General features: G+C 62.1%; 21 protein-coding genes. 8 read left to right on the forward strand and 13 right to left on the reverse strand.

Features of this window, described 5'->3' with window-relative positions:
• Positions 1-185 precede the first annotated feature (185 nt).
• The 5 genes from mfd to FAZ30_RS01310 all read left to right on the forward strand — a co-directional run bounded on the left by mfd (position 186) and on the right by FAZ30_RS01310 (position 6,838).
• Positions 186-3,590, forward strand: coding sequence for a transcription-repair coupling factor (gene mfd / locus FAZ30_RS01290; protein ID WP_124644680.1), 3,405 nt, complete (start codon positions 186-188; stop codon positions 3,588-3,590).
• A gap of 194 nt (positions 3,591-3,784) precedes the next feature.
• On the forward strand, positions 3,785-4,501 hold the full coding sequence (locus FAZ30_RS01295) for a Clp protease ClpP (RefSeq protein WP_124644679.1): 717 nt from the start codon (positions 3,785-3,787) through the stop codon (positions 4,499-4,501).
• A 74-nt stretch (positions 4,502-4,575) separates the two neighbouring features.
• A complete protein-coding gene (locus FAZ30_RS01300) occupies positions 4,576-4,827 on the forward strand; it encodes a hypothetical protein (RefSeq protein ID WP_124644678.1) in 252 nt (83 codons plus the stop codon).
• Between the two features lie 115 nt (positions 4,828-4,942).
• Positions 4,943-5,434 (forward strand): hypothetical protein, encoded by a 492-nt coding sequence (locus tag FAZ30_RS01305; protein ID WP_124644677.1) that lies wholly within the window; start codon positions 4,943-4,945, stop codon positions 5,432-5,434.
• Between the two features lie 9 nt (positions 5,435-5,443).
• The gene (locus FAZ30_RS01310; protein ID WP_205676633.1) at positions 5,444-6,838 is read left to right on the forward strand and encodes an alkaline phosphatase family protein; all 1,395 of its coding nucleotides are present in this window, start codon (positions 5,444-5,446) and stop codon (positions 6,836-6,838) included.
• Between the two features lie 9 nt (positions 6,839-6,847).
• Here the strand turns inward: FAZ30_RS01310 and FAZ30_RS01315 are convergent, their stop codons facing one another.
• The 7 genes from FAZ30_RS01315 to FAZ30_RS01345 form a co-directional block, all read right to left on the reverse strand.
• On the reverse strand, positions 6,848-7,177 hold the full coding sequence (locus FAZ30_RS01315) for a DHCW motif cupin fold protein (protein ID WP_137008445.1): 330 nt from the start codon (positions 7,175-7,177) through the stop codon (positions 6,848-6,850).
• A 97-nt stretch (positions 7,178-7,274) separates the two neighbouring features.
• The gene (locus tag FAZ30_RS01320) at positions 7,275-8,195 is read right to left on the reverse strand and encodes a DMT family transporter (RefSeq protein ID WP_137008447.1); all 921 of its coding nucleotides are present in this window, start codon (positions 8,193-8,195) and stop codon (positions 7,275-7,277) included.
• A gap of 245 nt (positions 8,196-8,440) precedes the next feature.
• Positions 8,441-9,244, reverse strand: coding sequence for an AraC family transcriptional regulator (locus FAZ30_RS01325; protein WP_137008450.1), 804 nt, complete (start codon positions 9,242-9,244; stop codon positions 8,441-8,443).
• Positions 9,245-9,582: 338 nt separating this feature from the next.
• Positions 9,583-12,258 (reverse strand): bifunctional acetaldehyde-CoA/alcohol dehydrogenase, encoded by a 2,676-nt coding sequence (gene adhE / locus FAZ30_RS01330; RefSeq protein ID WP_137008452.1) that lies wholly within the window; start codon positions 12,256-12,258, stop codon positions 9,583-9,585.
• Between the two features lie 426 nt (positions 12,259-12,684).
• Positions 12,685-13,764, reverse strand: a complete 1,080-nt coding sequence (locus FAZ30_RS01335; RefSeq protein WP_246043391.1) for a carbonic anhydrase — start codon at positions 13,762-13,764, stop codon at positions 12,685-12,687.
• A 170-nt stretch (positions 13,765-13,934) separates the two neighbouring features.
• The gene (locus tag FAZ30_RS01340; protein WP_137008454.1) at positions 13,935-14,813 is read right to left on the reverse strand and encodes a DMT family transporter; all 879 of its coding nucleotides are present in this window, start codon (positions 14,811-14,813) and stop codon (positions 13,935-13,937) included.
• 70 nt (positions 14,814-14,883) lie between these two features.
• Positions 14,884-15,495 carry a short chain dehydrogenase gene (locus tag FAZ30_RS01345; RefSeq protein WP_168190797.1) on the reverse strand — a complete coding sequence of 204 codons (612 nt, stop codon included), beginning with the start codon at positions 15,493-15,495 and terminating at the stop codon, positions 14,884-14,886.
• Between the two features lie 258 nt (positions 15,496-15,753).
• On the opposite strand from FAZ30_RS01345, the gene FAZ30_RS01350 reads away from it, so the two are divergent.
• Together FAZ30_RS01350 and FAZ30_RS01355 are read left to right on the forward strand one after the other, a co-directional pair.
• Entirely contained in the window at positions 15,754-16,692 is a 939-nt protein-coding gene (locus tag FAZ30_RS01350) for a LysR family transcriptional regulator (RefSeq protein WP_124644670.1), read from the forward strand.
• Positions 16,693-16,815: 123 nt separating this feature from the next.
• Positions 16,816-17,997, forward strand: a complete 1,182-nt coding sequence (locus FAZ30_RS01355) for an FAD-dependent monooxygenase (RefSeq protein WP_137008459.1) — start codon at positions 16,816-16,818, stop codon at positions 17,995-17,997.
• 45 nt (positions 17,998-18,042) lie between these two features.
• Here FAZ30_RS01355 and FAZ30_RS01360 read toward each other — a convergent pair whose 3' ends face one another.
• From FAZ30_RS01360 to FAZ30_RS01385, 6 genes are all read right to left on the reverse strand, one after another.
• The gene (locus tag FAZ30_RS01360) at positions 18,043-19,635 is read right to left on the reverse strand and encodes a 5-guanidino-2-oxopentanoate decarboxylase (protein ID WP_124644668.1); all 1,593 of its coding nucleotides are present in this window, start codon (positions 19,633-19,635) and stop codon (positions 18,043-18,045) included.
• A gap of 27 nt (positions 19,636-19,662) precedes the next feature.
• Positions 19,663-20,847 (reverse strand): pyridoxal phosphate-dependent aminotransferase, encoded by a 1,185-nt coding sequence (locus FAZ30_RS01365; RefSeq protein WP_124644667.1) that lies wholly within the window; start codon positions 20,845-20,847, stop codon positions 19,663-19,665.
• 24 nt (positions 20,848-20,871) lie between these two features.
• Positions 20,872-21,567 (reverse strand): ABC transporter permease, encoded by a 696-nt coding sequence (locus tag FAZ30_RS01370; RefSeq protein ID WP_124644666.1) that lies wholly within the window; start codon positions 21,565-21,567, stop codon positions 20,872-20,874.
• Positions 21,568-21,581: 14 nt separating this feature from the next.
• Positions 21,582-22,292 carry an ABC transporter permease gene (locus FAZ30_RS01375; RefSeq protein ID WP_124644665.1) on the reverse strand — a complete coding sequence of 237 codons (711 nt, stop codon included), beginning with the start codon at positions 22,290-22,292 and terminating at the stop codon, positions 21,582-21,584.
• 79 nt (positions 22,293-22,371) lie between these two features.
• On the reverse strand, positions 22,372-23,142 hold the full coding sequence (locus FAZ30_RS01380; RefSeq protein WP_124644664.1) for a transporter substrate-binding domain-containing protein: 771 nt from the start codon (positions 23,140-23,142) through the stop codon (positions 22,372-22,374).
• Positions 23,143-23,278: 136 nt separating this feature from the next.
• A complete protein-coding gene (locus FAZ30_RS01385) occupies positions 23,279-24,073 on the reverse strand; it encodes an ABC transporter ATP-binding protein (protein ID WP_168190902.1) in 795 nt (264 codons plus the stop codon).
• Between the two features lie 328 nt (positions 24,074-24,401).
• Between FAZ30_RS01385 and FAZ30_RS01390 the strand changes: the two genes are divergently transcribed.
• Positions 24,402-25,832: a sigma-54 interaction domain-containing protein gene (locus FAZ30_RS01390; protein ID WP_124644662.1), complete on the forward strand. Its 1,431-nt coding sequence runs from the start codon at positions 24,402-24,404 to the stop codon at positions 25,830-25,832.
• Positions 25,833-25,905 lie beyond the last annotated feature (73 nt).

The raw sequence follows: 25,905 nt of genomic DNA on the forward strand, positions 1-25,905 counted from the left end.
CCAGTCCTTTGCAGCCATGCATTGACCCTGCCCGCTCTTGCTCGGGGGCAGTGATTATTCGAAGTGTGGTTCAGATGCCTGGCGGATTGCGGGCCTTGTGGCCTCTTGTAAATGGATGGCAAACACACCTTTGGTATGAAATGCCCGCTGGTATAATACCCGCAGATCCACGAATGTGAAGAAGAATGTTGGACACTCTGCCCCGCATTGCCCCGGCCGGTCAAAAGACCCGCTGCCCCGCCCTGCCGGATGGTCTGGACGCGGCCGTACTGGCCGGTCTGGCCCAGGCTGGCCATACCCTGCTCATTCTCACTGCCGATGCCCAGGCCGCCCAGCGGCTGAAGGCCGAGCTGCCGTGGTTTGCGCCCGACATCAAGGCCGCCCTGCTGCCCGACTGGGAAACCCTGCCCTACGACCACTTTTCGCCACACGGCGAACTGGTGAGCGAGCGGCTGGCCACGCTGTGGCAGATCCATCGCGGCGAATGCCAGGTGGTGATTGCCCCGGTCAGCACCGCCATGACGCGGCTGGCCCCGGTCAGCTATCTGCTGGGCCGCACCTTTTTGTTGCAAAGCAAGCAGCAACTGGATGTGGAGCAATTGCGCGCCGACATGGTGACGGCCGGCTACAACCACGTCACCCAGGTGATGGCACCGGGCGAGTTTTCCATTCGTGGCGGCCTCGTGGACCTGTTCCCCATGGGCAGCACCCTGCCCTACCGCATCGACCTGTTCGACAAGGAAATCGACAGCCTGCGCACCTTCGACCCGGACAGCCAGCGCACGCTGTACCCGGTGCCGGAAATCCGCATGCTGCCGGCGCGGGAATACCCGGCCGACGAAACCGGCGTCACCGCCTTCCGCCAGCACTACCGCGAGCGCGTCGAGGGTGATCCGTCCAAAAGCCGCATTTATAAAGAGGTGTCGGCCAATCTGTTCCCGGCCGGCATCGAGTACTACCTGCCGCTGTTCTTCGACGAAACCGCCACCCTGTTCGACTACGTGGGTGAATCAGCGCTGGTGGTACTACACCGCGACGTGGCCGGTGCTGCCGACACCTTCTGGAAAGACGTGCAGAACCGCTACCACATGGCACAGGGCGACCCGGAACGTCCGGTACTGCCGCCGGCCGATGTGTTCTTGCGCCAGGACGAGTTCCTCGGCCGCATCAAGCCCTATTCGCGCATTGAAATCCCCGCCAGTGGCGAGCCGGATGCCGTCAGCCTGGCCCTTCCCGATCTGGCGGTGGAGCGCCGCGCCGACAACCCGCTGCACAAGCTGGCGCACTACCTGCAAAGCAGCGGCCAGCGCGTACTGCTGACGGCAGAAAGCCTGGGCCGGCGCGAAACCATGGTGCAGTTCCTGCAGGAACACGGCATCAAGCCGCAGCTGATCGACAACTGGCAGGAATTTGCCGACGGCAGCATGCCGCTGGCACTGGTGGTGGCCCCGCTGTATTCCGGCTTTGCCCAGCAGCAGCCCGCGCGCTCCATCATTACGGAAAGCGAGCTGTACCAGCACATCGCGCGCAGCCATACCCGCCGCCGCCATGTGAAGATGAGTTCGGACTCCATGCTGCGCGACCTGGCCGAGGTCAAATCCGGCGACCCGGTGGTACACGAACAGCACGGTATCGGCCGCTATATCGGCCTGGTGTCGATGGACCTGGGCGAAGGCGAAACCGAGCTGATGCAGCTGGAATACGCCGACAATGCCACGCTCTACGTGCCGGTGAGCCAGCTGCACCTGATTTCGCGCTATGCCGGCGGCCCGTCCGAGCAGGCTCCCTTGCACAAGCTGGGCAACCCGGCCTGGGAAAAGGCCAAGAAGCGCGCCGCCGAAAAAGCCCGCGACACCGCCGCCGAACTGCTCAATCTGTATGCCCAGCGTGCTGCGCGCGAAGGCCACAGCTTTACCCTGTCCCACCACGATTACGATGCCTTCGCCGCCGGTTTCGGCTTCGAGGAAACCATCGATCAGGCCAATGCCATCGAAGCGGTCATCCACGATATGTGCAGCGGCAAGCCGATGGACCGGCTGGTCTGCGGCGATGTGGGCTTTGGCAAGACCGAAGTCGCGCTACGGGCGGCTTTTGTGGCGGTCATGGGGGGCAAGCAGGTGGCGCTGCTGGTGCCCACCACCCTGCTGGCCGAGCAGCATTTCCAGAATTTCTCCGACCGCTTCAACGACTGGCCGATCAAGATTGCCGAACTGTCGCGCTTTCGCAGCGCCAAGGAAAGCAAGGCCGCGATGGCGGGCCTCGCCGAGGGCACGGTGGACATCGTCATCGGCACCCACAAGCTGGTGCAGCCGGACGTACAGTTCAAGAACCTGGGGCTGGTGATCATCGACGAGGAGCACCGCTTTGGCGTGCGCCAGAAGGAACAGCTCAAGCGCCTGCGCGCCAATGTCGACGTGCTCACCCTCACCGCCACACCGATTCCGCGCACGCTGTCGATGGCACTGGAAGGCCTGCGTGACTTCTCCGTCATCGCCACCGCCCCCAACCGCCGGCTGGCGGTGAAAACCTTCATCAGCCCGGCCAGCAATGGCGTAATCCGCGAAGCCGTGCTGCGCGAACTCAAGCGTGGCGGCCAGGTGTTCTTCCTGCATAACGAAGTGGATACCATCGAGAACATGCGCGAAAAACTGGCCGAACTGGTGCCGGAAGCGCGCATCGCCGTGGCCCATGGTCAGTTGCGCGAACGCGAGCTGGAACAGGTGATGCGCGACTTTCTGCAGCAGCGCTTCAATGTGCTGCTGTGCTCCACCATCATCGAAACCGGCATCGACATTCCCAATGCCAACACCATCCTGATCAACCGCGCCGACAAGTTCGGCCTGGCCCAGCTGCACCAGTTGCGTGGCCGGGTGGGCCGCAGCCATCACCAGGCTTATGCCTATCTGCTGACACCGGACGGCATGACCAAGGACGCCGGCAAGCGGCTGGAAGCCATCCAGCTGTCGGGCGAGCTGGGGGCCGGCTTCTATCTGGCCATGCACGATATGGAAATCCGTGGTGCGGGCGAAGTGCTGGGCGAGGGCCAGTCGGGCGAGATGCAGGAAGTGGGCTTCTCGCTGTTTACCGAGATGCTGAAACAGGCGGTGCGCGACCTGAAAAAAGGCCGCGAGCCGGATCTGGACGCACCGCTGGGTGTCACCACCGAAATCAATATGCACAGCCCGGCGCTGCTGCCGGATGCCTACTGCCCGGACGTGCATGAACGGCTGGTGCTGTACAAGCGCCTGGCCACCTGCGACACCGAGCAGGACATCGACGACATCCACGAGGAGCTGATCGACCGCTTCGGCCTGCCGCCGCAAACGGTGAAAACGCTGATCGAAAGCCACCGCCTGCGCCTGCTGGCCAAGCCGCTGGGCGTAGCCAAGCTGGATGCCAGCGAAGTGGCCATCCAGCTGCAGTTCATCAAGAACCCGCCGATCGATCCGATGAAGATCATCCAGCTGATTCAGAGCAAGAAGAACTACAAGCTGGCCGGGCAGGACAAACTGCGCGTGGAAACAAAAATAGAAGAAGTGGGCCTGCGCCTGGTACGGGTGAAGGAGCTGCTGAAGGAGCTGAGCCAATGAAGGAGCTGAGCTAAGCCCCACCCCATGCTGATTCCACAACGCCTGCCGCCCTGTGCCGCAGGCGTTTTTTCTGCCTGCCGTCTTGCCACATCGCAAAACGCGGGGGAAACAGGCTGGCCGCCGCTGCGGTGGCAGGACTACACTGCAAGAGCAACACGCAGTCTTCCTCATCCTTACAACAACAGGAAAATGCGATGACCCACTCTCTCTACCCTGCCCCGCTGCAAGGCCGCAGCAATGACGACGACGAAGACGAGGATGTGAAACTGCCCGCCTTCCGCCGCTACGAATCACAAGGCGTGATCCGGCAGATTTCCTACTATCTGTCCGGCGAAATCGTCGACCCCATCCAGTACACCGACCTGCTGTACACCCTGCGCACCGCCAGCGCCACCGACCTGATCTTCCTGCATCTGAACACCCCCGGCGGCAATTTCGATACCGGGCTGCAGATCATCAACAACATCGCGGCCAGCGACGCCCATGTCATCACCATTCTGGAGGCCCGCGCCTATTCGATGGGCGCGCTGATTTTCCTGGCCGGTGACGAACTGATCGTGCACGACACTTGCCAGCTGATGTTCCACAACTACTCCTCTGCCTCCATTGGCAAAGGTAACGAACAGGCGGCGCAGGTCATGGCCAGCCGCAAGTGGTTCGACAAGGTGATGCGCAACGTCTGCCGCCCCTTCCTCAGCGATCAGGAGCTGGAGCGCATCAGCAAGGGCGAGGATATCTGGCTGGACACCGACGACATCCGCCGCCGCCTGTTGCATATCCAGAAGGGCGAACCAGCAGTCAAACCCAAAGCGGCCAGCGCCAAGGTGAAACCGGTGGCGCTGAGCGAGGGTGAAGCCGCCAGCGTGGCCAAACCGGCCAGCAAACCACGCAAGAGCAGCAAGCCGGCCTGAGCTAGGCAGCAGGTAGCCCGCTTACAGCTGGAACTTGGCCACGCTTTGTTGCAGGGTCTGCGAGGTGGCCAGCCATGCGGCTGGCCGCTCCGGCCACCGGGCCAATGGCGGCAGCATTCTGTTCCGACATCTGGGCAATGGCCTCCACACTGCGCGACAGGCTGCTGGCCGCCATCGCTATCGGCAACGGCAACGGTAACCGCATCACCAGCCACCATCATCAGGATGGTCGCTTGCTCGTAACCATTCCGGGCATGACATCAGGCTTGCCGGTGACTTGCAATCAGCCATATCCACCATATACTACAAACTGTTTAAATCAATAATATTGCTTCCCATCCTGCCACCCGGCAGCATGGTGCAGCGGGCAATACATAGCGTATCGGGGGCATTTGCGTGTCTGGGCAATTTGCCGAGCCACGGTTCTACCTGGAGAGTGCCATGTGCTTGCTACCCACCCTACCGCGTCCCATCCATCGGCCTGCCGTATTGTTCGGCCTGCTACCCGCCTTTGCCCTGGCCGACAACAACAGCAATGCCGCTTTGCCGGACATGCTGACCAATACCCTCATGATCGGTACCACCATCCTGCTCGTGACGAGTCTGCTCTTGGTGGTCAAAACCCTGAAGAAACAGAACTGGAGCCTGGCCCAGGCTCTGGCAGAGGAGTCTACGCTGCCAGAGGGCAGCCCCACTCCCGCCGCGGGTGATCTGCCGCCGCTGATTGCCAGCTCCTCCCGGCTGATTGCCCTGTTAGGCAGCATTATTTTGGGGAGTTTTTTCGTGGCAACCGGCTATTTCGTCCTCTGGCGCTTGTGTCATGGACAGTCGATCAGCCAGGCCAATGATGCCTGGAGCTTTTTCCTGGCCGGGGCGTCCTTGTACCTACCTTACGGTGCCAACAAGATCGCTTCCATTTTCAAGACCGGTTAGGAGCCCGCCATGTCAGCCATCGACAAGATACGCAAGCTGTTTGTCCTGATGCTGGAAAACCGCTCCTACGACAATATTCTTGGCTGGTCCGACCTGCGTGGCTGGACGCCCGATGGGCAGCCCACCCATGCCGACGGCTTGATCGGCAAGCCACCGTTCAGCAATGTGGATGGCAATGGCACCCTGCATACGGTGGCAGCCGGGGCCAGCTTCCGCCTCAACAGCGACCCTGGCCACGAATTTTCCGATGTACTGCTGCAGTTATGCGGCAGCCAGGCCGGCATTACGGCAGAACAATGCCTCAACGATAGCGCCAGCCTGCCCGGCAATGGCAGCTACCCCGCGCTGGCCGCCACGGCCCAGCAGGCGGGCTTTGCCCGTTGCCTGTCGGCACACCAGCAAGATGTTGCCAGTGCCATGCGCGGTTTCAGTCCGGAACAACTGCCGGTGCTGAATTTTCTGGCACACCAGTTTGCCGTATGTGATCGCTGGTTCTCCAGTGTGCCTGGCCCCACCTGGCCCAACCGCTTCTTTGCCCTGGCTGCTACCTCCTGGGGACTGGATCACTCTCCCTCCACCAACCGCATTCTGGCCTCGGATATTTTTGACGGCGAAAAATTCGGCACCGGCAGCGACTCCCTGCTAACCCGGCTGAATCCGGCAGAATGGCTGGTGGCCTTCGGCGACCCGCCACCACAGGCCTGGGCCTTGAAAGGTGTGAATGAAGACGCGCGCAAATGGCGTTTCATCGAACACGACACCCTGTTGCAACGGCTGCAGGACGGCAAGCTGGATGATGAACGCTTCATCTTCATCGAGCCGCGCTACGATGCCCTGGGCAATTTCCGCAATGGGGAATCGATGCATCCGGTGGGCGATGTCCGCAACGGCGAGGCCCTGGTCAAGCGCATCTACGAGGCAATCAAGTCCTCCCGCTACTGGAATGAATCAGCCCTGCTCATCGTTTTTGACGAGCATGGCGGTTTCTTCGATCACGTGCTGCCAGATCCCCGCAGTGTGAACGGCCTGCCCACACTGCAAGCCCAGCCCCCCGGTCCGCTTAATATGCACAACTTCCGCTTCGACCAGTTTGGTCTGCGGGTACCGGCCATCATCGTGTCGCCCTATATCCGCCAGGCGACCATCGACCATGACTGCTACGATCATGCCGCCATTGCCCGTACCCTGGCGCAGATTGCCCGGCCCGGCAGCAGTCAACCGCTGCTGGACACGCCGCGCTATGCCGTGGCCAACAGTTTTGCCCGCGTCTTCACGCTCAGCCAGCCACGTGCATCCAGCGACATTCCGCCCTGCCCCGAGCCCTTGCCCTGCAGTAACGGCTACAGCACAGGCGGCAGCCGGACGGCCCAGGCCTTCAACAATCTCAATTGGCCGGGGCAGTAGGCAAACCATTCAATCCACGATGAACAGCCGCGCTCCGGTCTGGGTGGACGAGCGGTGCGGCTCGCCCTCGTCTTCCACCTGATAGCTCAGGCCCGGCGTCAGCATGAAGCGGCGGCCATCGGCCAGCTCGGTCAGCAATTCGCCTTCCAGACACAGCAGGATATGGCCCTTGCGACACCAGTGGTCCGCCAGATAACCGGCGCTGTACTCCACCATGCGCACGCGGATGTTGCCGAACTGACAGGTGCGCCACAGCGCCATGCCGCTTGCGCCGGGGTGCTCGGTAGGGGCGATGGCCGACCAGTCGGTCACGCCAAAGGGAAAGTCGCTCATCTGCATGATCTGCTCCTCAGTTGAAGGAAGATTATGTATGACAGATTACTTGACCTTTTAGCAAGCTTGCTCGGCACGATAATGTCCCTCCTCAGTACAAAACTCACTTTTCCCCCACTATCTCGGCGGAGCTGGGTCGGTGCAGCGCAGGCAAGAGCTGCAATAACAAGGCCGCGAGCACACAGGCCATGCCGGCCAGCTGTGACAGGCGGATCTCCTCCTGTAGTAAAGCGGCGGCAAACAATAGCGCCGACACCGGCAACACCGCAGTGAACAAGGCCGCCTCGCCCGCCGCCACCCGCGCGGCACCGGCATACCACAGCACAAAACCCACTACGGTTGGCACCACCGCGTAATAAGCCAGGCCAAGCAGCGCAACTGCTGACACATGCCAGTTGCCCTGCCACTCCAGCGCCGCTGGCGGCAAGGCCAGCAGCAAACCCAGCGCACACAGGTAGCAGGACAAGGCCAGCGGCGGCAAAGGCGTATGCAAACGGCGGTTAAGCAGGATGAACAGCGCCTCGCAGGCCACCGCCAGCAGGATCAGCCCGTTGCCGGCCAGCTCGCCGGCCGTGCTAAACGACAATGCCGCACCGCTGCGCAAGGACACCGTCAGCGCCCCCGCGCTGCACAGCAGCAGCGCCAACCCTTGCCGCCAGTGCATGCTTTCGCGAAACAACAGCCAGGCCAGCAGGCTGGACACGGCCGGTAGCGTACCCATCATCACACCGGCACTGGCGGCGGTGGTCAAACGTATTCCGGCCAGCAACAACACGGTATAGCCGACGCTGCCAGCGCCCGCCTGCATGGTGAGGATGAGCCAGTCATGCCGGCAGAGCCGGGGCCAGTCAGCACGCCGCCAGCACATCAGCAACACAAACAGCGGCAAGGCCATGCCGAAACGGATGGCGGTGGCGGTAAAGGGCGGCAGGCTGGCGGACACCAGCTTGCTGACCACCACGGTACTACCCGCGCCCAGCATGGCCAGCAGCAGGTAAAGATAGGCAATCCAGCGGGATGGCATCGGCAGCTCCAGTTACAGGCTAGAAAACCGCTAGCTAAACCGATGCCGGCCTGTCCCGGCTTGGACGTTATTGCAGCAGCCTATGAACAGCTCTTAGAAGGTATTCACGATCCAGGGGGGGACGAAGGGGGGGATCAGACAAGGCGGAAGGGCGTGAAAAAGCACAATGAACAGGGAGTCCATGCGCATTTTGAACGACGTTTCAACGCAGGATCACCCGAGTATCCCAGATCGTGCACAGCGTCTTAGCGCAGCGCCCGGGCATAGCAACCCGGGGTAATCCCCAGCCGCTGCAGGAACACCCGGTTCATATGGCTCTGGTCAGCAAAGCCGCTACTCGCCGCCACATCGGCCAGCGGCCTGCCCTGCGCGATCAGGCCACGCGCCAGGTTAAGGCGACGCTGCTGCTGGTAGTCATGCGGGCTGCAACCCAGTTGCTGGCTAAAGCTGCGCAGTAAGCGAAAACGGCTGATGCCGGCCAGCTCTGCCAGCGTGGACAGGCTGTGTGGCTGAGCGGGCTCATCATCCAGCAGCGCCCGCACGCGGGCGATGTCGGCAGAGCAGGCCGATGACGGTGGGCGATAGCCATGCGCGGGCAACAGCCGCGACAGCAGTTGCAGCATGGCCTGTTCTGCCTGCCGCCCGGTAGTCGTCTCCCCACACAACAAGGCAAAGGCCTGGACAAACTGCTGCCGCAGGCAGACATCACTCAGCTGTGGCAACAACAGCGGCTGTGGGCGGCCATCCTGTTCGGCCAGTTCCGCAGCCAGCTGCTGCCACAGTGTGGGCTGGATATACAGCATGCGCCAGGCGCGGCCACCATCCAGCAAGGGCTGGCCATCGTGCACTTCGCCGGGATTGACCATGATGAGGTCGCCCGGCCCGGCCTGCACCATGCCACGACCACTGAAGGAACGCTGTGCTCCGCGCATGATCAGCCCGATGCCGTATTCATCGTGGCTATGGCGGGCAAAGCTCCGGCTGCTATCGGCCTGCATGGCATGAATGCCGTGCAGGGTGCTGCGGTAATATGCGATGCGCTCGGTCATTCGCCCTCCTCCTGATGCGGCAAACCAGTGTGCATGCTACTGCGCTAGCCGGCACGGCGACCAGCACCCGAAGCGGTGTCGGACGCAAAAAGCCCGGAGCGTGCTCCGGGCCACAGATGATTGACAACCTCTCTCGCTTTCTAAAGGAAAGCGAGGCTCGCTGCTTCAATTGGCAGGGCAAGGGCGGGGGGATGGGGAATAGATGGTAAGGCTGCGGAAGCAATCAGTGAGTCGAAAGGCTCGGCTTTGCCGGGTCCAGTGCCATCGCACCAAATCACTTTGTCAGCAGCCTGAAGCCCGGAGCGTGCTCCGGGCCTGTGCTGCGATGCGCTGAAGGGTTACACCGCTTTGAGCTTGCCCTTGGCCTTTGCACTCACGGCGGGGGCGACAGGGGCAGTGGCGGCCTCACGCAGATGGGCTTCGCACCAGGCGTGGCCGTAGTAGCTGTCCAGCAGCAGTTGCTTCAGTTCGCTGATCAGCGGATAGCGCGGGTTGGCGCCGGTGCACTGGTCATCGAAAGCCGCCTCGGCCAGCTTGTCCACCTTGGCGAGGAAGTCCGCCTCGCCCACCCCGGCGGCCTGAATCGACATGGGGATGTTCAGCGTCTGCTTCAGCTCGTCCACCCACTGCACCAGTTTTTCCACCCGCTCGTGATCGCGGCTGGCTTCCAGCCCCAGATAACGGGCGATTTCAGCATAGCGGGCCACGCTCTTGGGCCGGTCGTACTGGCTGAAGGCGGTTTGCTTGGTCGGGATGTCGGCGGCGTTGTAGCGGATGACATTGCTGATCAGCAAGGCATTGGCCAGACCGTGTGCCAGGCCGAATTCCGCGCCCAGCTTGTGCGCCATGGAGTGGCACACGCCAAGGAAGGCATTGGCAAAGGCGATGCCGGCAATGGTGGCGGCGTTATGCACCTGCTCGCGCGCCTTGGGGTCGCCAGCGCCCTTGGCATAGGCCGATGGCAGGTAGTCCTTCAGCAGCTTCAGCGCCTGCAGGGCTTGTGGGTCGGAATATTCATTGGCCATCACCGAGACATAGGCTTCCAGCGCGTGCGTCACGGCATCGATACCGCCAAAAGCAGTGAGCGACTTGGGCATATCCATCACCAGATTGGCATCGATGATGGCCATATGCGGGGTCAGTTCGTAGTCGGCAATCGGGTATTTCACCCCGGTCACTTCGTCGGTCACCACGGCAAACGGGGTGACTTCCGAGCCAGTGCCGGAAGTGGTGGGCACGGCCACCAGCATGGCTTTGCCACCCAGCTTGGGGAACTGGTAAATGCGTTTGCGAATATCCATGAAGCGCAGCGCCAGGTCGGCAAAATGCACTTCCGGGTGTTCGTACATCACCCACATGATTTTGGCAGCGTCCATCGGCGAGCCGCCACCCAGCGCCATGATCACGTCCGGCTGGAAGGCATGGGCCAGATCAGCGCCCTTGCGCACAATGGCCAGCGTGGGATCGGCCGGCACTTCGAAGAACACTTCCACTTCCAGCCCCATCTTTTTCAACAGGCGGATGGGCTCGTCGACAAAGCCGTGTTCGAACAGGTATTGCCCGGTCACGATCAGGCAGCGTTTCTTGCCGGCCAGGTCTTCCAGTGCCACCGGCAGGCAGCCGCGACGGAAATAAATGGACTTGGGCAGTTTGTGCCACAGCATGTTTTCCGCCCTCTTGGCCACGGTTTTCTTGTTGATCAAGTGCTTGGGACCGACGTTTTCCGAGATGGAATTGCCGCCCCAGGAGCCGCAGCCCAGGGTCAGCGACGGGGCCAGGCTGAAGTTGTACAAGTCGCCGATGCCACCATGCGAGGACGGGGTGTTGATCAGGATGCGTGCGGTTTTCATCTTGTCGCCAAAGTAGCGGATGCGCTCGCCCTGCAAGTCCTGATCGGTATACAGCGCCGAGGTGTGACCAATACCGCCCAGCGTCACCAGCGCGGCAGCCTTGTCGCAGGCATCGACAAAATCACGGGCGCGGTACATGGCCAGGGTGGGCGACAGCTTTTCGTGGGCGAAGGCTTCGTCATTCGACAGATCGCTCACTTCGCCAATCAGCACCTTGGTATCGGCCGGTACGCTGATGCCGGCCATGGCGGCAATCTTCACCGCACTCTGGCCAACGATGGCGGCATTCAGATTGCCACGGTTGAGGATGACGCCAGCCACGGCAGCGGTTTCCTGCGCGCTGAGGATGTAACCGCCATGGCGCGAAAAGCGCTCGCGCACGGCCTCATAAATGCTGTCCACCACGATGACCGATTGCTCGGAGGCGCATACCACGCCGTTGTCGAAGGTCTTGGACATCAGGATGGAGGCCACTGCGCGCTTGATGTCGGCGGTTTCATCGATCACCGCCGGGGTATTGCCCGCGCCCACGCCAATGGCTGGCTTGCCGGAGGAATACGCTGCCTTCACCATGCCGGGGCCGCCAGTGGCCAGGATCAGGTTGATGTCCGGGTGCTGCATCAGCGCATTGGATAGCTCCACGCTCGGTTCGTCGATCCAGCCGATGATGTCCTTGGGAGCGCCGGCGGCCACGGCAGCTTCCAGCACCAGTCGTGCCGCTTCGCAAGTGGAGCGGCGGGCACGCGGGTGCGGCGAGAAGATGATGGCGTTGCGGGTTTTCAGGGCGATCAACGCCTTGAAGATGGCGGTGGAGGTGGGGTTGGTGGTGGGCACGATGCCGCACAGGATGCCAATGGGCTCGGCAATGGTGATGGTGCCGAAGCTATCGTCTTCCGACAACACGCCGCAGGTCTTTTCATCCTTGTACTTGTTGTAGATGTACTCGGAGGCAAAGTGATTCTTGATCACCTTGTCTTCCATCACCCCCATGCCGGTTTCTTCCACCGCCATGCGTGCCAGCGGAATGCGGGCATCGGCGGCCGCCAGCGCGGCACTGCGGAAGATGGCATCGACCTGCTGCTGGGAAAACTCGGCAAAAACCGCCTGGGCCTGTTTGACACGCGCTACCAGCGCATCGAGTTGTTCAAGAGTGGAAACCGACATGATGCTACTCCAATAAGGAAAGAAATCTGTCAGAGCGGATAAATGGCCAGCCGATTATTCCATTTACATGAATATATAATCACGGCATCTGTTTATCCGGCTCACCGCGCCATTTTTGTAATTAACCCACTACAAAAACGTCCATTAATCTGTACGGTAAAATTGTCAGACAGCCTTTGTTTTCAAGGCGTCTTCTTAATTAAAGCCAGATTACTCCCTTTATTTAGCCAGCGTTTTGCGCCAGGCCAAATCTGCGCGGCGATTTCATCGTTCAATTGAATAAATTGCACGCCCGCATGAAACAGCAATAGCCAGGGTTTGTAGCGGCCTGCTTACAGCAAGGCTCGGCCACCTGCCGCCAAAACAAAAACCGCCACGGCGCAATCGCGCGGTGGCGGTGGACGGGACAAAGCCGCTGGCGGGTGTTCAGGGCATGAAGCTGTACTTGAAATACTGGCCTTGCTTCATCAGCTCGCGAATCCTGGCCGGCTCGGTTTCGCCGTTCAGATTGGTGATGATCAGCTTGCCAGCCCCCTGGCGCAGGTCGTTGCGAAAGTCGTAGAAGGCGCCCAGTACCGCCAGATGTCCTTGTTCCACCTCGCCGGAGAACTTGAGAATGGCGCTTTCCACCTGGTTGTTGACGTTCAGCAGCGCGCCATCGGTGGGGTCGATACCTTGCGGAATATTGATGGTGGCCAGTTCCTTGCGGATGGCCGGTTCCAGCTTGCCGTAATCGCTGGATGCCGCCTTGATCGCCCCGCAGGCAGCATGGCCAACGAAAATCAGCAAGGGCGTATGCAGGTGACGCACGCCATATTCGACCGAACCTTCCGCTGTCGCCAGCTGATTGCCGATATCGCGCACCATGAACAGGTCGTTGACCGCGTTCTTGTCCATCACCTCGCTTTGTACCCGCGAATCGGAGCAGGTGACCACGGTGGCACGCGGGCTCTGATGCTCGGCAAAGGTTTTGAAATAGGCGGCACTGTGGTGCGCCATGTAATCGCTGTTGTCATGCAGGATGGTCGTTACCGCTGCACGCACCTGCTGGACTTCCGAGCCATGGCCGTGCTCGTCGTGGCTGCTTTCCTCCGGCTTGCGCGGCACCGCCTTGGGTTTGGCGACACGGCGCGGCTTGACCGTGCGTTTCACCTCATGCGCCGCCACCCCAGGTGCGTGTACTTCCGGGCTGGGTCCCAGCGGGGCCTTGATCTGCGGTGCAGCAGACTGCTTCACCTCGGGCTGCAGGGTTTCCGGTTCCTTGGGCTTGGCGCGTGCCGCGGCCATGGATGCCGCCAGCTTGCCAGGCAGGATGATGGTTTTTCCAGCGACGGCACCCGCCGCGGGTGACGAAGCAGCCTGCTTGCCGGGCAAGACAATGGGCTTGCCTGGCGCCGCCGGCTCGGCGGCTTTTTCCTCCGCCACCGCGCTGCTGGCCAGCACGCCCAAACCCAAGCACATCATGACTGCCTTGTAGACCGTGGAGGTCTGCCACATCTTGTTCATCACGCCATCCATCCTGTTGTTATCCGTTCTGCGGCGACTGCACGCACCGGGCCTGTCCGGCCGCATCCTGCCCTGTTTTGCCGGCCTTAGCAAAATACAATGCTGCCGGTATACAGACAATAAAGACAGTATCGGTCAGATTTGCCAAAACTGTATGGCGCACCAGCCAATCAGGCAGACGAGGGCGAAGGCTTGTGCTGCCCCAGCACGACCCCGCCCAGCACCAGCAGGCAGGCCAGCCACTGGCTGCCCACCAGCGTTTCGTCCAGCAACAGCCAGGCCAGCAGCACGGTAAACAAGGGAATCAGATTGATAAAGGCCGAGGCGTGCGCCACCGGCATCTTGCTGACCGCCCAGGTATACAGGCCGTAAGCCCCCAGGGTGACGCAGGCCCCCAGATAGAGCACCAGCAGGCTGGGCAACAGCGGGAAGTGTACCGGCCACTGCACCCACGGGGTGAGCAAGGCTGAGCCGAACCAGATGCTGCCCAGCACGGTCTGCATGCCAGTGATGGCCAGGGCCGAATAGCGGCGCGACAGCCGCTTGGCAATCAGCACATAGCAGGTGGCGCACAGCATGGCGCAGAACTCCAGCAGATTGCCCAGCGCCGGGTGCGGGGCCTGGGCCGACGCCTGGCCGTCCAGCGTCAGCCACAGCACACCGGCAAACGACACCGCCAGCCCCAGCCAGCTGCGTGACGTCATTTTTTCGCGCAGGAACAACATGGCTCCCACGCCACTGAGCAGCGGCAGCGTGGCAGTAATCACCGAGGCCTGCGAGGCCGAGGTATTCACCAGCGCCTGTGCCTCGAACAGAAAATACAGACAGGGTTCGGCCAGGCCCATGGCCAGCATCCAGCGCCAGTCACCGCGCTGATAACGCCAGCGTTCGCCACGCTGCCACAACATGGGCAACAGGCAACAGCTGGCGATGATCATGCGGGCAAACAGCACCGCCAGCGGGTCGAATACGGCAAACACGATCTTGAGCGCAATAAAGGCGCTGGCCCACAACAACATGGCAGTACTAAGCGCAAAGGCGGGCAACATGGGTTATCCATCACAAAAGAAAAACCGCCGGCGGCAATCGCCAGCGGCGGTCATTTTCCCATATCCCATCCTAGCGCGTGACTTCGGCAAAAACTTCCAGCACCTTGCCGGTCAGCGGCTGGCTCAGGGCGCGCAGATAATTCTGGGCAATCTGTTCGCTGCTGATCGGCATGAAACCGGCAAAAGCCTCGGCTCCGCGTTCATCTCCCGCCACCGGGCCGGGGCTGACCAGATTCACCCGCGCCTGACCCCACAACTCCTGTGCCGCCGAGCGCACAAAGGCCGACAGCGCACCATTGACCAGGCTGGCGCAACTGCCACCGCTGATATGTTCGCGCTCCAGCAGGCCGGAAGTCAGCACGAACACCGCACCGGGTTTCAGGTGGCGCGCGCCAATCTGCACCAGCCGCACCTGCCCCATCAGCTTGTGATTCAGCCCCCCCTGCCAGTCGGCCTCGCTCAACTGCTGCAGCGGCTTGAACGGCACATGGCCGGCCGTCACCACCACCGCATCCAGATCAGGGTGTGCCTGATACATGGCCTCGATGTTGGCCGGGTCCGTCATGTCCACCTGCACATCGCCGCCGCTGCGCCCCCCCACCAGCACCTGATGCTGTGCCGACAGCAACGCCACCACGGCGCTACCGATCACTCCGCGTCCACCAATGACCAGTACTTTCATTGTCTTGCCTTTCATGATTTGTCTATCGTTCTAAAAAACATGCCAATCAATCATACACAGGACAAATTTGCAGATTAACCCCAATAAAAAATCTTCAATGTTCAATAAAAAGAACAATAAAGATATGAACTACTACGCAACCGCGCAGCCCACACCCTCGGAAAATTCTTACTACTGTTCAAAAAACAGGACTATTCCTATGCTAATATCCTGTCAAAAGCGCGCAAACCCGCCGGCTCACCCACCCACTGTTCTGCCATGAAAACAAGCCCGATTCCCTCGCCCGATGCCTTGCTGGCCTTTGATGCCCTGGCCCGCAAAGGCAGTTTTACCGCCGCAGCCGATGATATCGGCTGCGCCAAAAGCCGCATCAGCCAGCTGGTAAAAGAGCTGGAACAAGGTTTGGGTACGGTGCTGGTGCTGCGCAATACCCGCCGTGTGGCGCTGACCGAAACCGGCCGCCGCCTGGCCGAGCATGCCCGCCAGCTGCGTGAAATGCTGGAACAGGTGGGGCCGGACATCGAACAGGCCCAGGGCTTGATCGAAGGGCCGCTGCGCATCAGCGCCACCGCCTCGTTTGCCCAGTATCTGCTGGCCCCCATGCTGTCCGAGCTGGCAGCCTGCCATCCGGATCTGGAGCTGGAACTGCGCGCCGAAAACCGCTTGCAAGACCCGATCAACGACGGCGTGGACTTCTGCATCCGCTCGCGCAATGTGCACGACGACCGGCTGGTGGCCAAGCCACTGGGCTTTGTCTGGGAAGCGCCCTACGCCTCGCCCGACTACCTGGCCAAGGCCCCGCCGCTGAACAGCCCGGATGATCTGTGCCGGCACCGCATCCTGCTCAACAGCCACCATGTCTACGGACGGGAATGGCGGCTGGAAAAAGACGGCGAGCTCAAAAGCATCACCACCCGCCCCATGCTGGTCTGCGACCAGTACGCCTCGCTGATTTCCGGGCTGATCGCCGGCCACGGCGTCGCCCTGCTGCCGCACTATGTGGCCAGCCACTACCTGGACAGCGGCCATCTGGTGCGCGTATTGCCCGGCTGGCAGGGTGGCAGCTGGCCGGTGTATCTGGTGTTTCCCTACCGCCAGCCGCTGCCGAAAAAATACGAGGCCTTCATCCAGCACGTCACCCCGCGCCTGCGCGCCGTCCTGGAAGAACGACCGCTGTATTCGGGCGAAAAACCCTGAAGCAGGCCACGCCGGCTGGCATAGCCTTGATCCAGACCAAAGCGGCCGGCGACGGGCTTTGTCACAATCGCGCGTCATCAGTGCAACGAGAATCAGGCGCAAGCGCGCCCAATGAGGCTGGCAATGGAATACGTGGATATTTTGATCGTGGGTGGCGGCATGGTGGGCAGCGCCCTGGCCTCCGCCCTCAGTGGCAAGGGCCTGAGCATCACCGTGCTGGAACAGGCTGCACCGCAGCCATTCGATCCGGCACAAGCCCCGGACCTGCGGGTTTCGGCCATCAGCCCGGCTTCGGCCAGCCTGCTGGACGGGCTGGGTGCCTGGCAACGCATCCTCGCCATGCGCGCCGCGCCTTACCGCCGCATGCAGGTGTGGGAAGACCAGGAAAGCAACGGCACCCTGTTTGATGCCGCCGAAGCGGGCGTGGACGCACTGGGCCACATCGTGGAAAACCGCATCGTACAACTGGCCACCACCGCCTGCCTGCAGGAAAAAGACGATATTCGCTACCTGTGTCCCGCACGCATCACCGGCATTGTCTACGAGCCCAAGGCCTCGCGCGTCACTCTGGAAGATGGCAGCGTACTGGTCGCCCGCCTGTTGGTGGCAGCCGACGGTGCCCGCTCGCAAGTGCGCGATGCAGCCGGCATCGGCATTACCAGCTGGGACTACCCCATGCATGCGCTGGTGGCCAGCTGCGAAATGGATTACGGCCAGCAGGACATCACCTGGCAGCGTTTCACCGCCACCGGTCCGCAAGCCTTCCTGCCGCTCACCGGCAACCACGCCTCACTGGTGTGGTACAACACGCCAACCGAGGTCAAGCGACTGCTGACACTGAGCGATGAAGCACTGGTGTCGGCCTTTTGCGCCAGCTTCCCGCAGAAACTGGGCGGCATCCGCCAGCTGCTGGCACGCGGCTCCTTCGCTCTCACCCGCCGCCATGCCGCCTGCTACGTAAAAGACGGCGTGGTCCTGGCCGGCGATGCCGCCCATACCATCCATCCGCTGGCGGGTCAGGGGGTGAATCTGGGCTTTCAGGATGTGGCGGTACTCGCAGAAGTCATCGGCCACGCCGTCAGCGAGGGTCGCGACTTCGCCGATGCCAGCGTACTCAAGAGTTACGAGCGCCGCCGCAAACCGGCCAATCTGGCGATGCAGACCAGCATGGATGCCTTCTGCTATGGTTTCGCCAACAATATCGGCCCGCTCAAGGCCGCCCGCAAGCTGGGACTGAAACTGGCCGACAAGGCCGGCCCGCTCAAGCGCGAAGTCATCCGCTACGCGCTGGGGCTGCCGCGCTGAGCACGGTGGTGGCCGTGCGGCCACCACTCTTGCCTTCTCCTGCGGCTAGACCTCGTACAGCTCGATCAGCGTCGGCTGCCGGCGTTCACAGGCGGCCTGCACCAGTGGTGCCAGCGCCTCGCTTGCTGACAGACGGTGTGCCTGCCAGCCATAGCTGCGCGCCAGCGCGACGAAGTCCGGATTGTGCAGATCCACGCCCAGCGGCGCGACTTCAACAGCCTGCATGGCAGCCTTGATCTCGCCGTAGCCGCCATTGTTCAGCAACACCAGCACCACGCAGGCCTCGCACTCCAGCACGCTGCCCAGTTCGGCCAGGGTGAACTGAAAACCACCGTCGCCCGCCAGGCAGATGACCGGCTCGCCACTGGCCAGCGCCGCACCAAGCGCCGCCGGCAGACCATAACCCAGCGCGCCGAAGCCCACCGAGGCATTGAACCAGCGCTGCACCGCCGGCGCGGCATAGCCCATATTGCCGGCATACACCTGACGGGTGGAGTCGCCCACCAGCAGCGCCTGTGGCACCGCATCGCGCAGCTGCTGCAGCAAGGCGATATCCTGCTGCATGCCGGCGGGCAGCTCTTGCCAGGCCGCCTGCGCCGTCTGCTGCACCCGTCCCGCCTCCCAGCAGGAAGCCGCTGGCGCAGCCGGCCACTGCGCCAGCAACTGCTGCAAGCTGGCCGCGCAGTCGCCCAGCAGGGGCAGATCGGCTGCGCGGTTGCGGAACAGTTGCTGCGCATCGATATCCAGCCGGATCAATACGCCGGGAATGGCAAAGCCACCATCGACATAGGCGTCGTAATCGGTCTGGCCCAGTTCGGTGCCCAGCGCCAGCACCACATCGCTGTCGCGCATCAGCTGCCGCGCCGCCTGGCTGGAGGCGCTGCAGGACAAGCCCAGCGGGTGCTCCGGCGGCAGCACGCCACGGGCATTGATGGTCATCAGCGTCGGCGCCTGCAGGCGCTCGGCCAGTTGGCGGATTTCCGCTGCCGCTGCCACGGCCCCGCCACCCACCAGCAACAGCGGACGGCGTGCGCCATGCAGTAGCTGGGCCGCCTGCGCCAGTGCCGCCGCCTCGGCCACACTGCGCCGCAGCCGTGGCAGCCGGGCGGGTACCGCCGGCAGCCCATCGGCGGCAGCCGACATCAGGTCGAGCGGAATCTCGATATGCACCGGCCTTGGCCGTGCACCATCGAACACGGCAAAGGCGCGTGCCAGCACCTGTGGCAATTCTTGCGGGCGGGTAATGGTGTGGCTGAAGGCGCTAACCTGGCTGGCCAGTGCCTGCTGATTTGGTAGCTCGTGCAAATGGCCATTGCCCGAGCCCAGCTTGCCCAGTGCGTTGACACCGGAAATCACCAGCATGGGAATGGAGTCGGCATAAGCCTGCCCCATGGCGGTCAGGATATTGGTCAGGCCGGGGCCGGTAATCACCAGACATACCCCCGGCTTGCCACTGACACGCGCATAGCCATCGGCCATGAAGCCCAGGCTCTGTTCGTGTCGCGCCGTCACATGGCGGATAGGGCTGTCCGCCAGCCCGCGATACAGCTCCACGGTGTGCACGCCGGGAATGCCGAATACCGTGTCCACCCCATAGCCGGCCAATAATTCGGTCAGGTATACACCTACTGTTTTCATGCTTGCATGCTCCGCACTCACTAACGTTCAGGCCGGCTGCGCTTGCAGGCTGGCAACAAAGCTGGCAATCCGGCGGCAGGCTTCCGCCAGCCTGGCCTCGTCCAGCACAAAGCCCAGCCGCAGAAAGCCGCTGGCGATATCACCGAAAGCGCTGGCATCCAGCACCGCCACTCCGGTCTGACGGAACAAGCGCCAGGCAAAGTCATCGGCGGCCAGGCCGCTGTCACGCACGTCGATCAGCATGAACATGCCGGCCTCGGGCAATTGACAGCGCAGGCCGGGAATATTGCTCAGCAGCTGATAGCAGACGTCGCGGCGGCGGCGATAGGTTTCGCGCATGGCCGGCACGATGCTGTCACGCTGCTGCACCGCCAGTAGTGCGGCCTCCTGGATGAAGCCCGGCAGGCCATACAGCATGCACAGTGCCAGCCGGCCCAGATGACCGACCAGCTCGGCCGGGGCCACCACCCAGCCCATGCGCCAGCCGGCCATGGCATGAGATTTGGACAGGCTGCCAATGGTGACGGTGCGCTCGGCCATGCCAGGCAGGCTGACCATGCTCAGATGTGGCTGCTCGAAGGTCAGGCCGGCATACACCTCGTCCGACACCACCCACAGGTCGTGCTGCTGTGCCAGCGCGGCTACTTCTGCCAGCTCGTCCCGGCTCATCACCGCCCCGCTGGGATTGTTTGGCGTGGCAAGGAAAATGGCGCGGGTACGCGGGGTGATGGCCGCTGCCAGCGCGCCGGGGCGCAGATGAAAGCCACGCTCCACATCGACCGGCACCGGCACCAGCGCTGCGCCGCTGGCGCGGATGCTGGCCTCATACGTCAGATACATCGGTTCGGGCACCAGCACCTCGTCGCCGGGCTGGCACAGGCAGAGCGCCACGGCAAACAAGCCGTTTTGCGCACCGGCCACCACGATGACCTGGTCCTCGCTCACCATCTGCCCGGTTTGCTCGCTGTGCATGGTCGCCAGTGCCTGCCGCAGGGCCGGCCTGCCGCTGACATCGCTGTAGTGGGTATCCCCCGCCAGCAAGGCGCTGACGGCTCGTTCGCTGATGCTGGCCGGGGTGGCAAAGTCCGGGTCGCCCACACTGAGGATGAATACCTCTTCGCCACGCGCCTCGGCCTGCTGGGCCGCATAGTGGATTTGCCAGGCGTCGGTGCGTTTGCCGGCCAGCCGGTCTACCAGACTGGAATAATGCATGCTGCACTCCTTGAACTAGATGGGCTAGAAAGCATTCCGGACTGGCAGACGCATCTCCAGCCGCTTGAACAGTCGCTCGATCAGCATGGCCAGCAGCAGATAGATCAGCGCCATGACCAGCAGGGGTTCATACGTGAGGAAGGTTTGATTGCGAATCAGGTTGGCCACGCCCAGCGCGTCCATCACCGCCACGGTGGAAGCCAGCGCAGTGGACTTGAGCAACATCACCGATTCGCCAGCCAGCGTGGGCAGCAGGATGAAGATGGCACGCGGCAGCCAGATGCGGCGGATCATCAGCAAACGCGGCATGCCCAGCGCCCGTGCGGCCTCCAGCTCGCCCTTGGGCACGCCACGCAAACCACCTTTGATCACCTCGCCGACATAGCCGGCCACGCTCAGCATCAGTGCCAGCGCCACATACCAGAAGCCTTCGCGCAGATAGGGCCACAGCCAGCTGTCGCGCAGCAGCGGAAAGCTGACAAACAGGCTGCCCAGGCCGTAATACATCACGTAAATCTGCACCAGCAAGGGCGTGCCGCGAATCAGATTGGTAAAAGACAGGCTGAGCCAGGCAATGAAAGGCTGGCGCGACAGCCGGCCAAAGCCCACCAGCACCGCCAGCGCAAAACCCAGCGTCCCGGCAATCAGCAACAGCTGCAGCGTGGTCATCACCCCCAGCGCCATCATCCGGCCATACTCTCCCAGCCATTCGAAATTCATGGTGTGCTCCCCGTTCAGTGCGCTGGCATCCAGCGGCTGATGCGCCGGTCAAACCGGCTGAACAGCAGGTTGGACAACAGGGTGATCAGCAGATACACCGCAGCCACCGCCAGATAAAACAGCAAATATTCGCGGGTGGAGCCAGCTGCCTGCTTGGTGGTGAACAGCAGCTCGTTGTAACCCACCACGCTGATCAGGGCGCTATCCTTGATCAGGATCAGCCACAGATTGGACAGCCCACCCAGCGCGTAGGGCAGCATTTCCGGCAGGACAATGCGCTGCACGATCATGCGGCGCGGACAGCCAAAGGCACGCGCGGCCTCCAGATGCCCGGTGGGGATGGACTGCACGGCGCCACGGATGATCTCGGCGGCGTAGGCGCCCTGCACAATGCCCAGCACCACCACGGCGGCCATGAAGCCGTTGATGGGGGCCGGCCCCTGGTCCAGCTGCGCCAGCACCCAGTTGATCAGGTCGCCACCGGCGTAATACAGCAGCAAAATCAGCAGCAGCTCCGGCACCGCCCGGCACACCGTGGTGTAGGCATTGGCCAGCCGCAGCAGCAGCCCGTGGCGCGTCATCTTGATCATGGCCACCAGCAGGCCGATGAACAGCCCTACCGAAAAAGCGCCCAGTGAAATCTGCAGCGTCACCAGCGCGCCCTGCAGCAAGGCACTGCCCCAGTCCAGCACCACGGCGTCGAATGCCTTGGTCAACCATTCCATGCCATTTCCTCTCTGAATAAGACCAGCTCGCCCTTGTCGCCAGCAGGGTGGCCAAGGCAGCCCCCTGCCCTGCGCCGGCTTATTTGACGGAAATGTCTACCTTGAAATATTTCTTCTGGATGGCGTTGAAGCTGCCGTCCTGGCGCAGCTTGAGGATGGCATCGTCAAACTTGCGCTTGAGCGCGACATCGCTCTTGCGCAAACCCGCCCCCACGCCGGGGCCGAAAATGGGGTCACGCGGAGCCATGCCCTTGGACTCCAGCGCGCCACCGTCCTTGCTCTTGAGGAAATCGCTGGCTGCCAGCGCGTCCAGCAGCATCACATCCACCCGGCCGGCCGCCATGTCGGCATTCAGCTCGTCCTGGGTGTTGTAATACTTGATGCTGGCGACCTGGCCATAACGCTTCTTGATGTAGTCGGCATTGACGGTGGACGACTGCACGCCGATCACCTTGCCCTTCAGCCCTTCTGGCGTCAGGGTCAGCTTGCTGCCCTTGGGAGCCACGTATTCGGCGTCGGTGTAGTAATAAGGCTTGCTGAAGGCAATGACCTTTTCCCGCTCCGGGGTAATCGACATGGAATTGAAGATCACGTCGATCTTCTTGCTGTTGAGCGAGGGGATGATGCCGTCCCAGGCTACCTCGGTGATCTGGCACCTTTCCTTGATTTCCTGGCAGATGCGCTGCACCAGCTCGACTTCAAAGCCGCTCCACTGGCCGGAGCTTTGCTTGATGGAAAATGGCGGATAAGGCTCGGCAGCAATGCCCACCTTCAGCGGGGCGGCCAGTGCGGCACCGGCCAGCAGGCTACAGGACAAGGCAAGGCAAATACGCAGCATTCTGGTTTTCATGTCTATCTCTCCATAAGGTGGGTGAAGCGATGCGGACGGGTACGGCCAACAGCAGAAATGCGTGATCAATACAGCACGCCTGGCACGCTGCCACCTTGTGCCGGTGGCTGGCCTTGCCAAAGCGCGCCATGCGCAGTCAGGCACGGCAGAACTGTGCATTGACAAACTGGCGGCAGCGCTCGCTGCCGGGGTTTTCAAACACCTGCCGTGCCGTACCGGCTTCTTCGATACAGCCCTGGTGCAGAAACATCACCTTGCTGGACACATCGCGGGCAAAAGCCATCTCGTGGGTGACCAGCACCATGGTGCAGCCATCCTGTGCCAGATCGCGGATCACCTTGAGCACCTCGCCCACCAGCTCCGGGTCCAGTGCCGAGGTGGGCTCGTCAAACAGCATGACCGAGGGCCGCGTTGCCAGCGCGCGGGCAATCGCTACCCGCTGTTGCTGGCCGCCAGACAAAAAAGCCGGGTAACTGTGGCGCTTCTCCGCCATGCCCACCTTGGCCAGCAGGGCTTCGGCCAGGGCAATGGCCTCGGCACGCGGCTGGTGCAGCACGCGAATCGGCACCTCGATCAGGTTTTCCAGCACGGTCATGTGCGGCCATAGATTGAAGCTCTGAAACACCATGCCCAACCGGGTACGCATGCGGTCCACCTGGGGCGGATTGGCCAGCACGGTCTGGCCATGGCGATTGGTCTTGAGGGCGACCTCTTCGCCGGCAATCAGCACCTGGCCGCTATCGGGAACCTCCAGCATGTTCATGCAGCGCAGCAAGGTGCTCTTGCCGGAACCGCTGGCACCGATCAGCGACACCACGTCGCCGGACTGCGCGGTAAAGGACACGCCCTTGAGTACTTCCTGCGTGCCAAATCGCTTGCGCAGATTGCGGATGTCGATAATGGGCGCGGCAGCGGCCGCAGCCTGGGGCATGAAGGTATCGGACAAGCTGGCTCTCCCCTGAGTGAACAGCAGCACGGTGTAGGCCGTGGCGCTGCATGGTGGCATGCACTGCATTCAGCACATTTCATGCCACCCTGACCAGCAAAGAAAAATCAATAAAAACAATATATTAAGATTACAAGTTCTTGCTGATTTCCTGCATTTACGTGAATAGTTGCGAAACTGCCAGAAATTCAGCAGCCCGGTATGGCCAACAGGAGGGATCAGGCTAGCCGCGTGGCGTACAGATTGCCCCAAGCAGGGAAAGACGTGGTATCAATAGGCAAAACAAGAAGAAGTCACATCGGAGGAGGAGTTCATGGACAGCCAACTGGCGTCTGCCATTTCCATTTTCATGGAATTTCTGGACGCACTACCCCAGCCGGTCGCCATCGTCGATGCGGCGGGCAACTATGTGTATTACAACGAAGAAAGCGCCCACATCGACGATTACCAGGCGGCCCACGCCCTGGGTCACCCGGTGTTGCAGATCTACCCGCAACTGAACCAGCACAGCAGTACCCTGTTGCAGGCTGCGTTCAAGGGCAAGCGCTATCACAACCAGTATCAGCTGTACTACAACCCCGGCGGCAATCCGGTGCACCAGGTGCATACCACCCTGCCATTGCAGAACAACGACGGTGACATCATCGGTGCCATCGAGATTTCCCGTGACCTGTCGGTCATCAACCACCTGCACGAGCAGTTCATCGACTTGCAGCAAAAGTTGCACGGCCAGCAGCCGCCAGCGGATGACGGCATCGTCACCTGTGAGCCGGACATGCAGAAGCTGATTCACCAGGCGCAACGGCTGGCCAAGACCGATGTGCAGGTACTGATCTATGGTGAAACCGGCACCGGCAAGGAGCTGTTCGCCCGGCTGCTGCACACCCACAGCGAACGCGCACGCCAGCCCTTCCTGGTACTCAACTGCGCCGCCATGCCCGAGCCCCTGTTTGAAAGCGCCCTGTTCGGCACGGTCAAAGGTGCCTTTACCGGCGCAGAAGACCGCAAGGGCCTGCTGGAAAGCGCCCATGGCGGCACGCTGTTTCTGGACGAGCTCAATTCGATGCCGATGGCGGTGCAGGGCAAGCTGCTGCGGGCGCTGCAGGAACAAACCTTCCGCCGTGTCGGCTCCAGCCAGGAATGCCAGGTAGATGTACGCATCATCGCCGCCACCAACGAGTCGCCGCAAACCATGCTGGACAAGCAGCGCATTCGCCCCGACCTGCTGTACCGGCTGAATGTGGGCTATCTCACCATTCCGCCGCTGCGCGAGCGCAAACGCGATATCCCGCTGCTGGCACAGGCCTTTCTGGAGAAGAACGGCAAGATTACCGGCAACCGGGTCAAACGCATCAGCCCGGCCGTGCTGGAGCGGCTGCAACGCCACCGCTGGCCGGGCAATGTGCGCATGCTGGAAAACATCATCCTGCGCAGTCTGATCTTCTGTGAAAATGGCGACGAACTGGATTTCATCCTGCTGGAAGAAGACGAACAACAGCTGGAGCCCCTGGCCCCCAGCAGCACCACAACGGCGCTCCCGGCACCGCCAGCAGTGGACATTGAAGCCTCAGCCTCGCTGGAAGCCCAGGTAGCCGCCTACGAGCGCACGCTGTTGCTGCACTACCTCAAGCGCTACCCCAATCTGTCCGAAGCCGCGCGCCAGTGCGGTCTGCCACGCGCCACCCTGCAATACAAAATGAAGAAGTACGGCATCCGGCTGGCCCAGCAGGTGATCGGCGGCTGAATGCAACAGGCCGGACCTTCCCGCCAGGGAAGACACCGGCCGCACACCGTCACACCGCGCCAGGGTGTGGTGA

Source organism: Aquitalea aquatilis (genome assembly GCF_005155025.1).
GTDB lineage: Bacteria > Pseudomonadota > Gammaproteobacteria > Burkholderiales > Chromobacteriaceae > Aquitalea > Aquitalea aquatilis.

Coding starts and splice junctions, on each gene's coding strand:
- FAZ30_RS01360 (WP_124644668.1), bottom strand. CDS start 19,635: ATGAAAACAGTAGGTGTATACCTGACCGAATTATTGGCCGGCTATGGG.
- FAZ30_RS01315 (WP_137008445.1), bottom strand. CDS start 7,177: ATGCAGATGAGCGACTTTCCCTTTGGCGTGACCGACTGGTCGGCCATC.
- FAZ30_RS01295 (WP_124644679.1), top strand. CDS start 3,785: ATGACCCACTCTCTCTACCCTGCCCCGCTGCAAGGCCGCAGCAATGAC.
- FAZ30_RS01370 (WP_124644666.1), bottom strand. CDS start 21,567: ATGAATTTCGAATGGCTGGGAGAGTATGGCCGGATGATGGCGCTGGGG.
- FAZ30_RS01320 (WP_137008447.1), bottom strand. CDS start 8,195: ATGCCATCCCGCTGGATTGCCTATCTTTACCTGCTGCTGGCCATGCTG.
- FAZ30_RS01385 (WP_168190902.1), bottom strand. CDS start 24,073: ATGCCCCAGGCTGCGGCCGCTGCCGCGCCCATTATCGACATCCGCAAT.
- FAZ30_RS01325 (WP_137008450.1), bottom strand. CDS start 9,244: ATGACCGAGCGCATCGCATATTACCGCAGCACCCTGCACGGCATTCAT.
- FAZ30_RS01375 (WP_124644665.1), bottom strand. CDS start 22,292: ATGGAATGGTTGACCAAGGCATTCGACGCCGTGGTGCTGGACTGGGGC.
- FAZ30_RS01365 (WP_124644667.1), bottom strand. CDS start 20,847: ATGCATTATTCCAGTCTGGTAGACCGGCTGGCCGGCAAACGCACCGAC.
- FAZ30_RS01345 (WP_168190797.1), bottom strand. CDS start 15,495: ATGAAAGTACTGGTCATTGGTGGACGCGGAGTGATCGGTAGCGCCGTG.
- mfd (WP_124644680.1), top strand. CDS start 186: ATGTTGGACACTCTGCCCCGCATTGCCCCGGCCGGTCAAAAGACCCGC.
- FAZ30_RS01305 (WP_124644677.1), top strand. CDS start 4,943: ATGTGCTTGCTACCCACCCTACCGCGTCCCATCCATCGGCCTGCCGTA.
- FAZ30_RS01310 (WP_205676633.1), top strand. CDS start 5,444: ATGTCAGCCATCGACAAGATACGCAAGCTGTTTGTCCTGATGCTGGAA.
- FAZ30_RS01380 (WP_124644664.1), bottom strand. CDS start 23,142: ATGAAAACCAGAATGCTGCGTATTTGCCTTGCCTTGTCCTGTAGCCTG.
- FAZ30_RS01390 (WP_124644662.1), top strand. CDS start 24,402: ATGGACAGCCAACTGGCGTCTGCCATTTCCATTTTCATGGAATTTCTG.
- adhE (WP_137008452.1), bottom strand. CDS start 12,258: ATGTCGGTTTCCACTCTTGAACAACTCGATGCGCTGGTAGCGCGTGTC.
- FAZ30_RS01335 (WP_246043391.1), bottom strand. CDS start 13,764: ATGAACAAGATGTGGCAGACCTCCACGGTCTACAAGGCAGTCATGATG.
- FAZ30_RS01355 (WP_137008459.1), top strand. CDS start 16,816: ATGGAATACGTGGATATTTTGATCGTGGGTGGCGGCATGGTGGGCAGC.
- FAZ30_RS01350 (WP_124644670.1), top strand. CDS start 15,754: ATGAAAACAAGCCCGATTCCCTCGCCCGATGCCTTGCTGGCCTTTGAT.
- FAZ30_RS01300 (WP_124644678.1), top strand. CDS start 4,576: ATGCGGCTGGCCGCTCCGGCCACCGGGCCAATGGCGGCAGCATTCTGT.
- FAZ30_RS01340 (WP_137008454.1), bottom strand. CDS start 14,813: ATGTTGCCCGCCTTTGCGCTTAGTACTGCCATGTTGTTGTGGGCCAGC.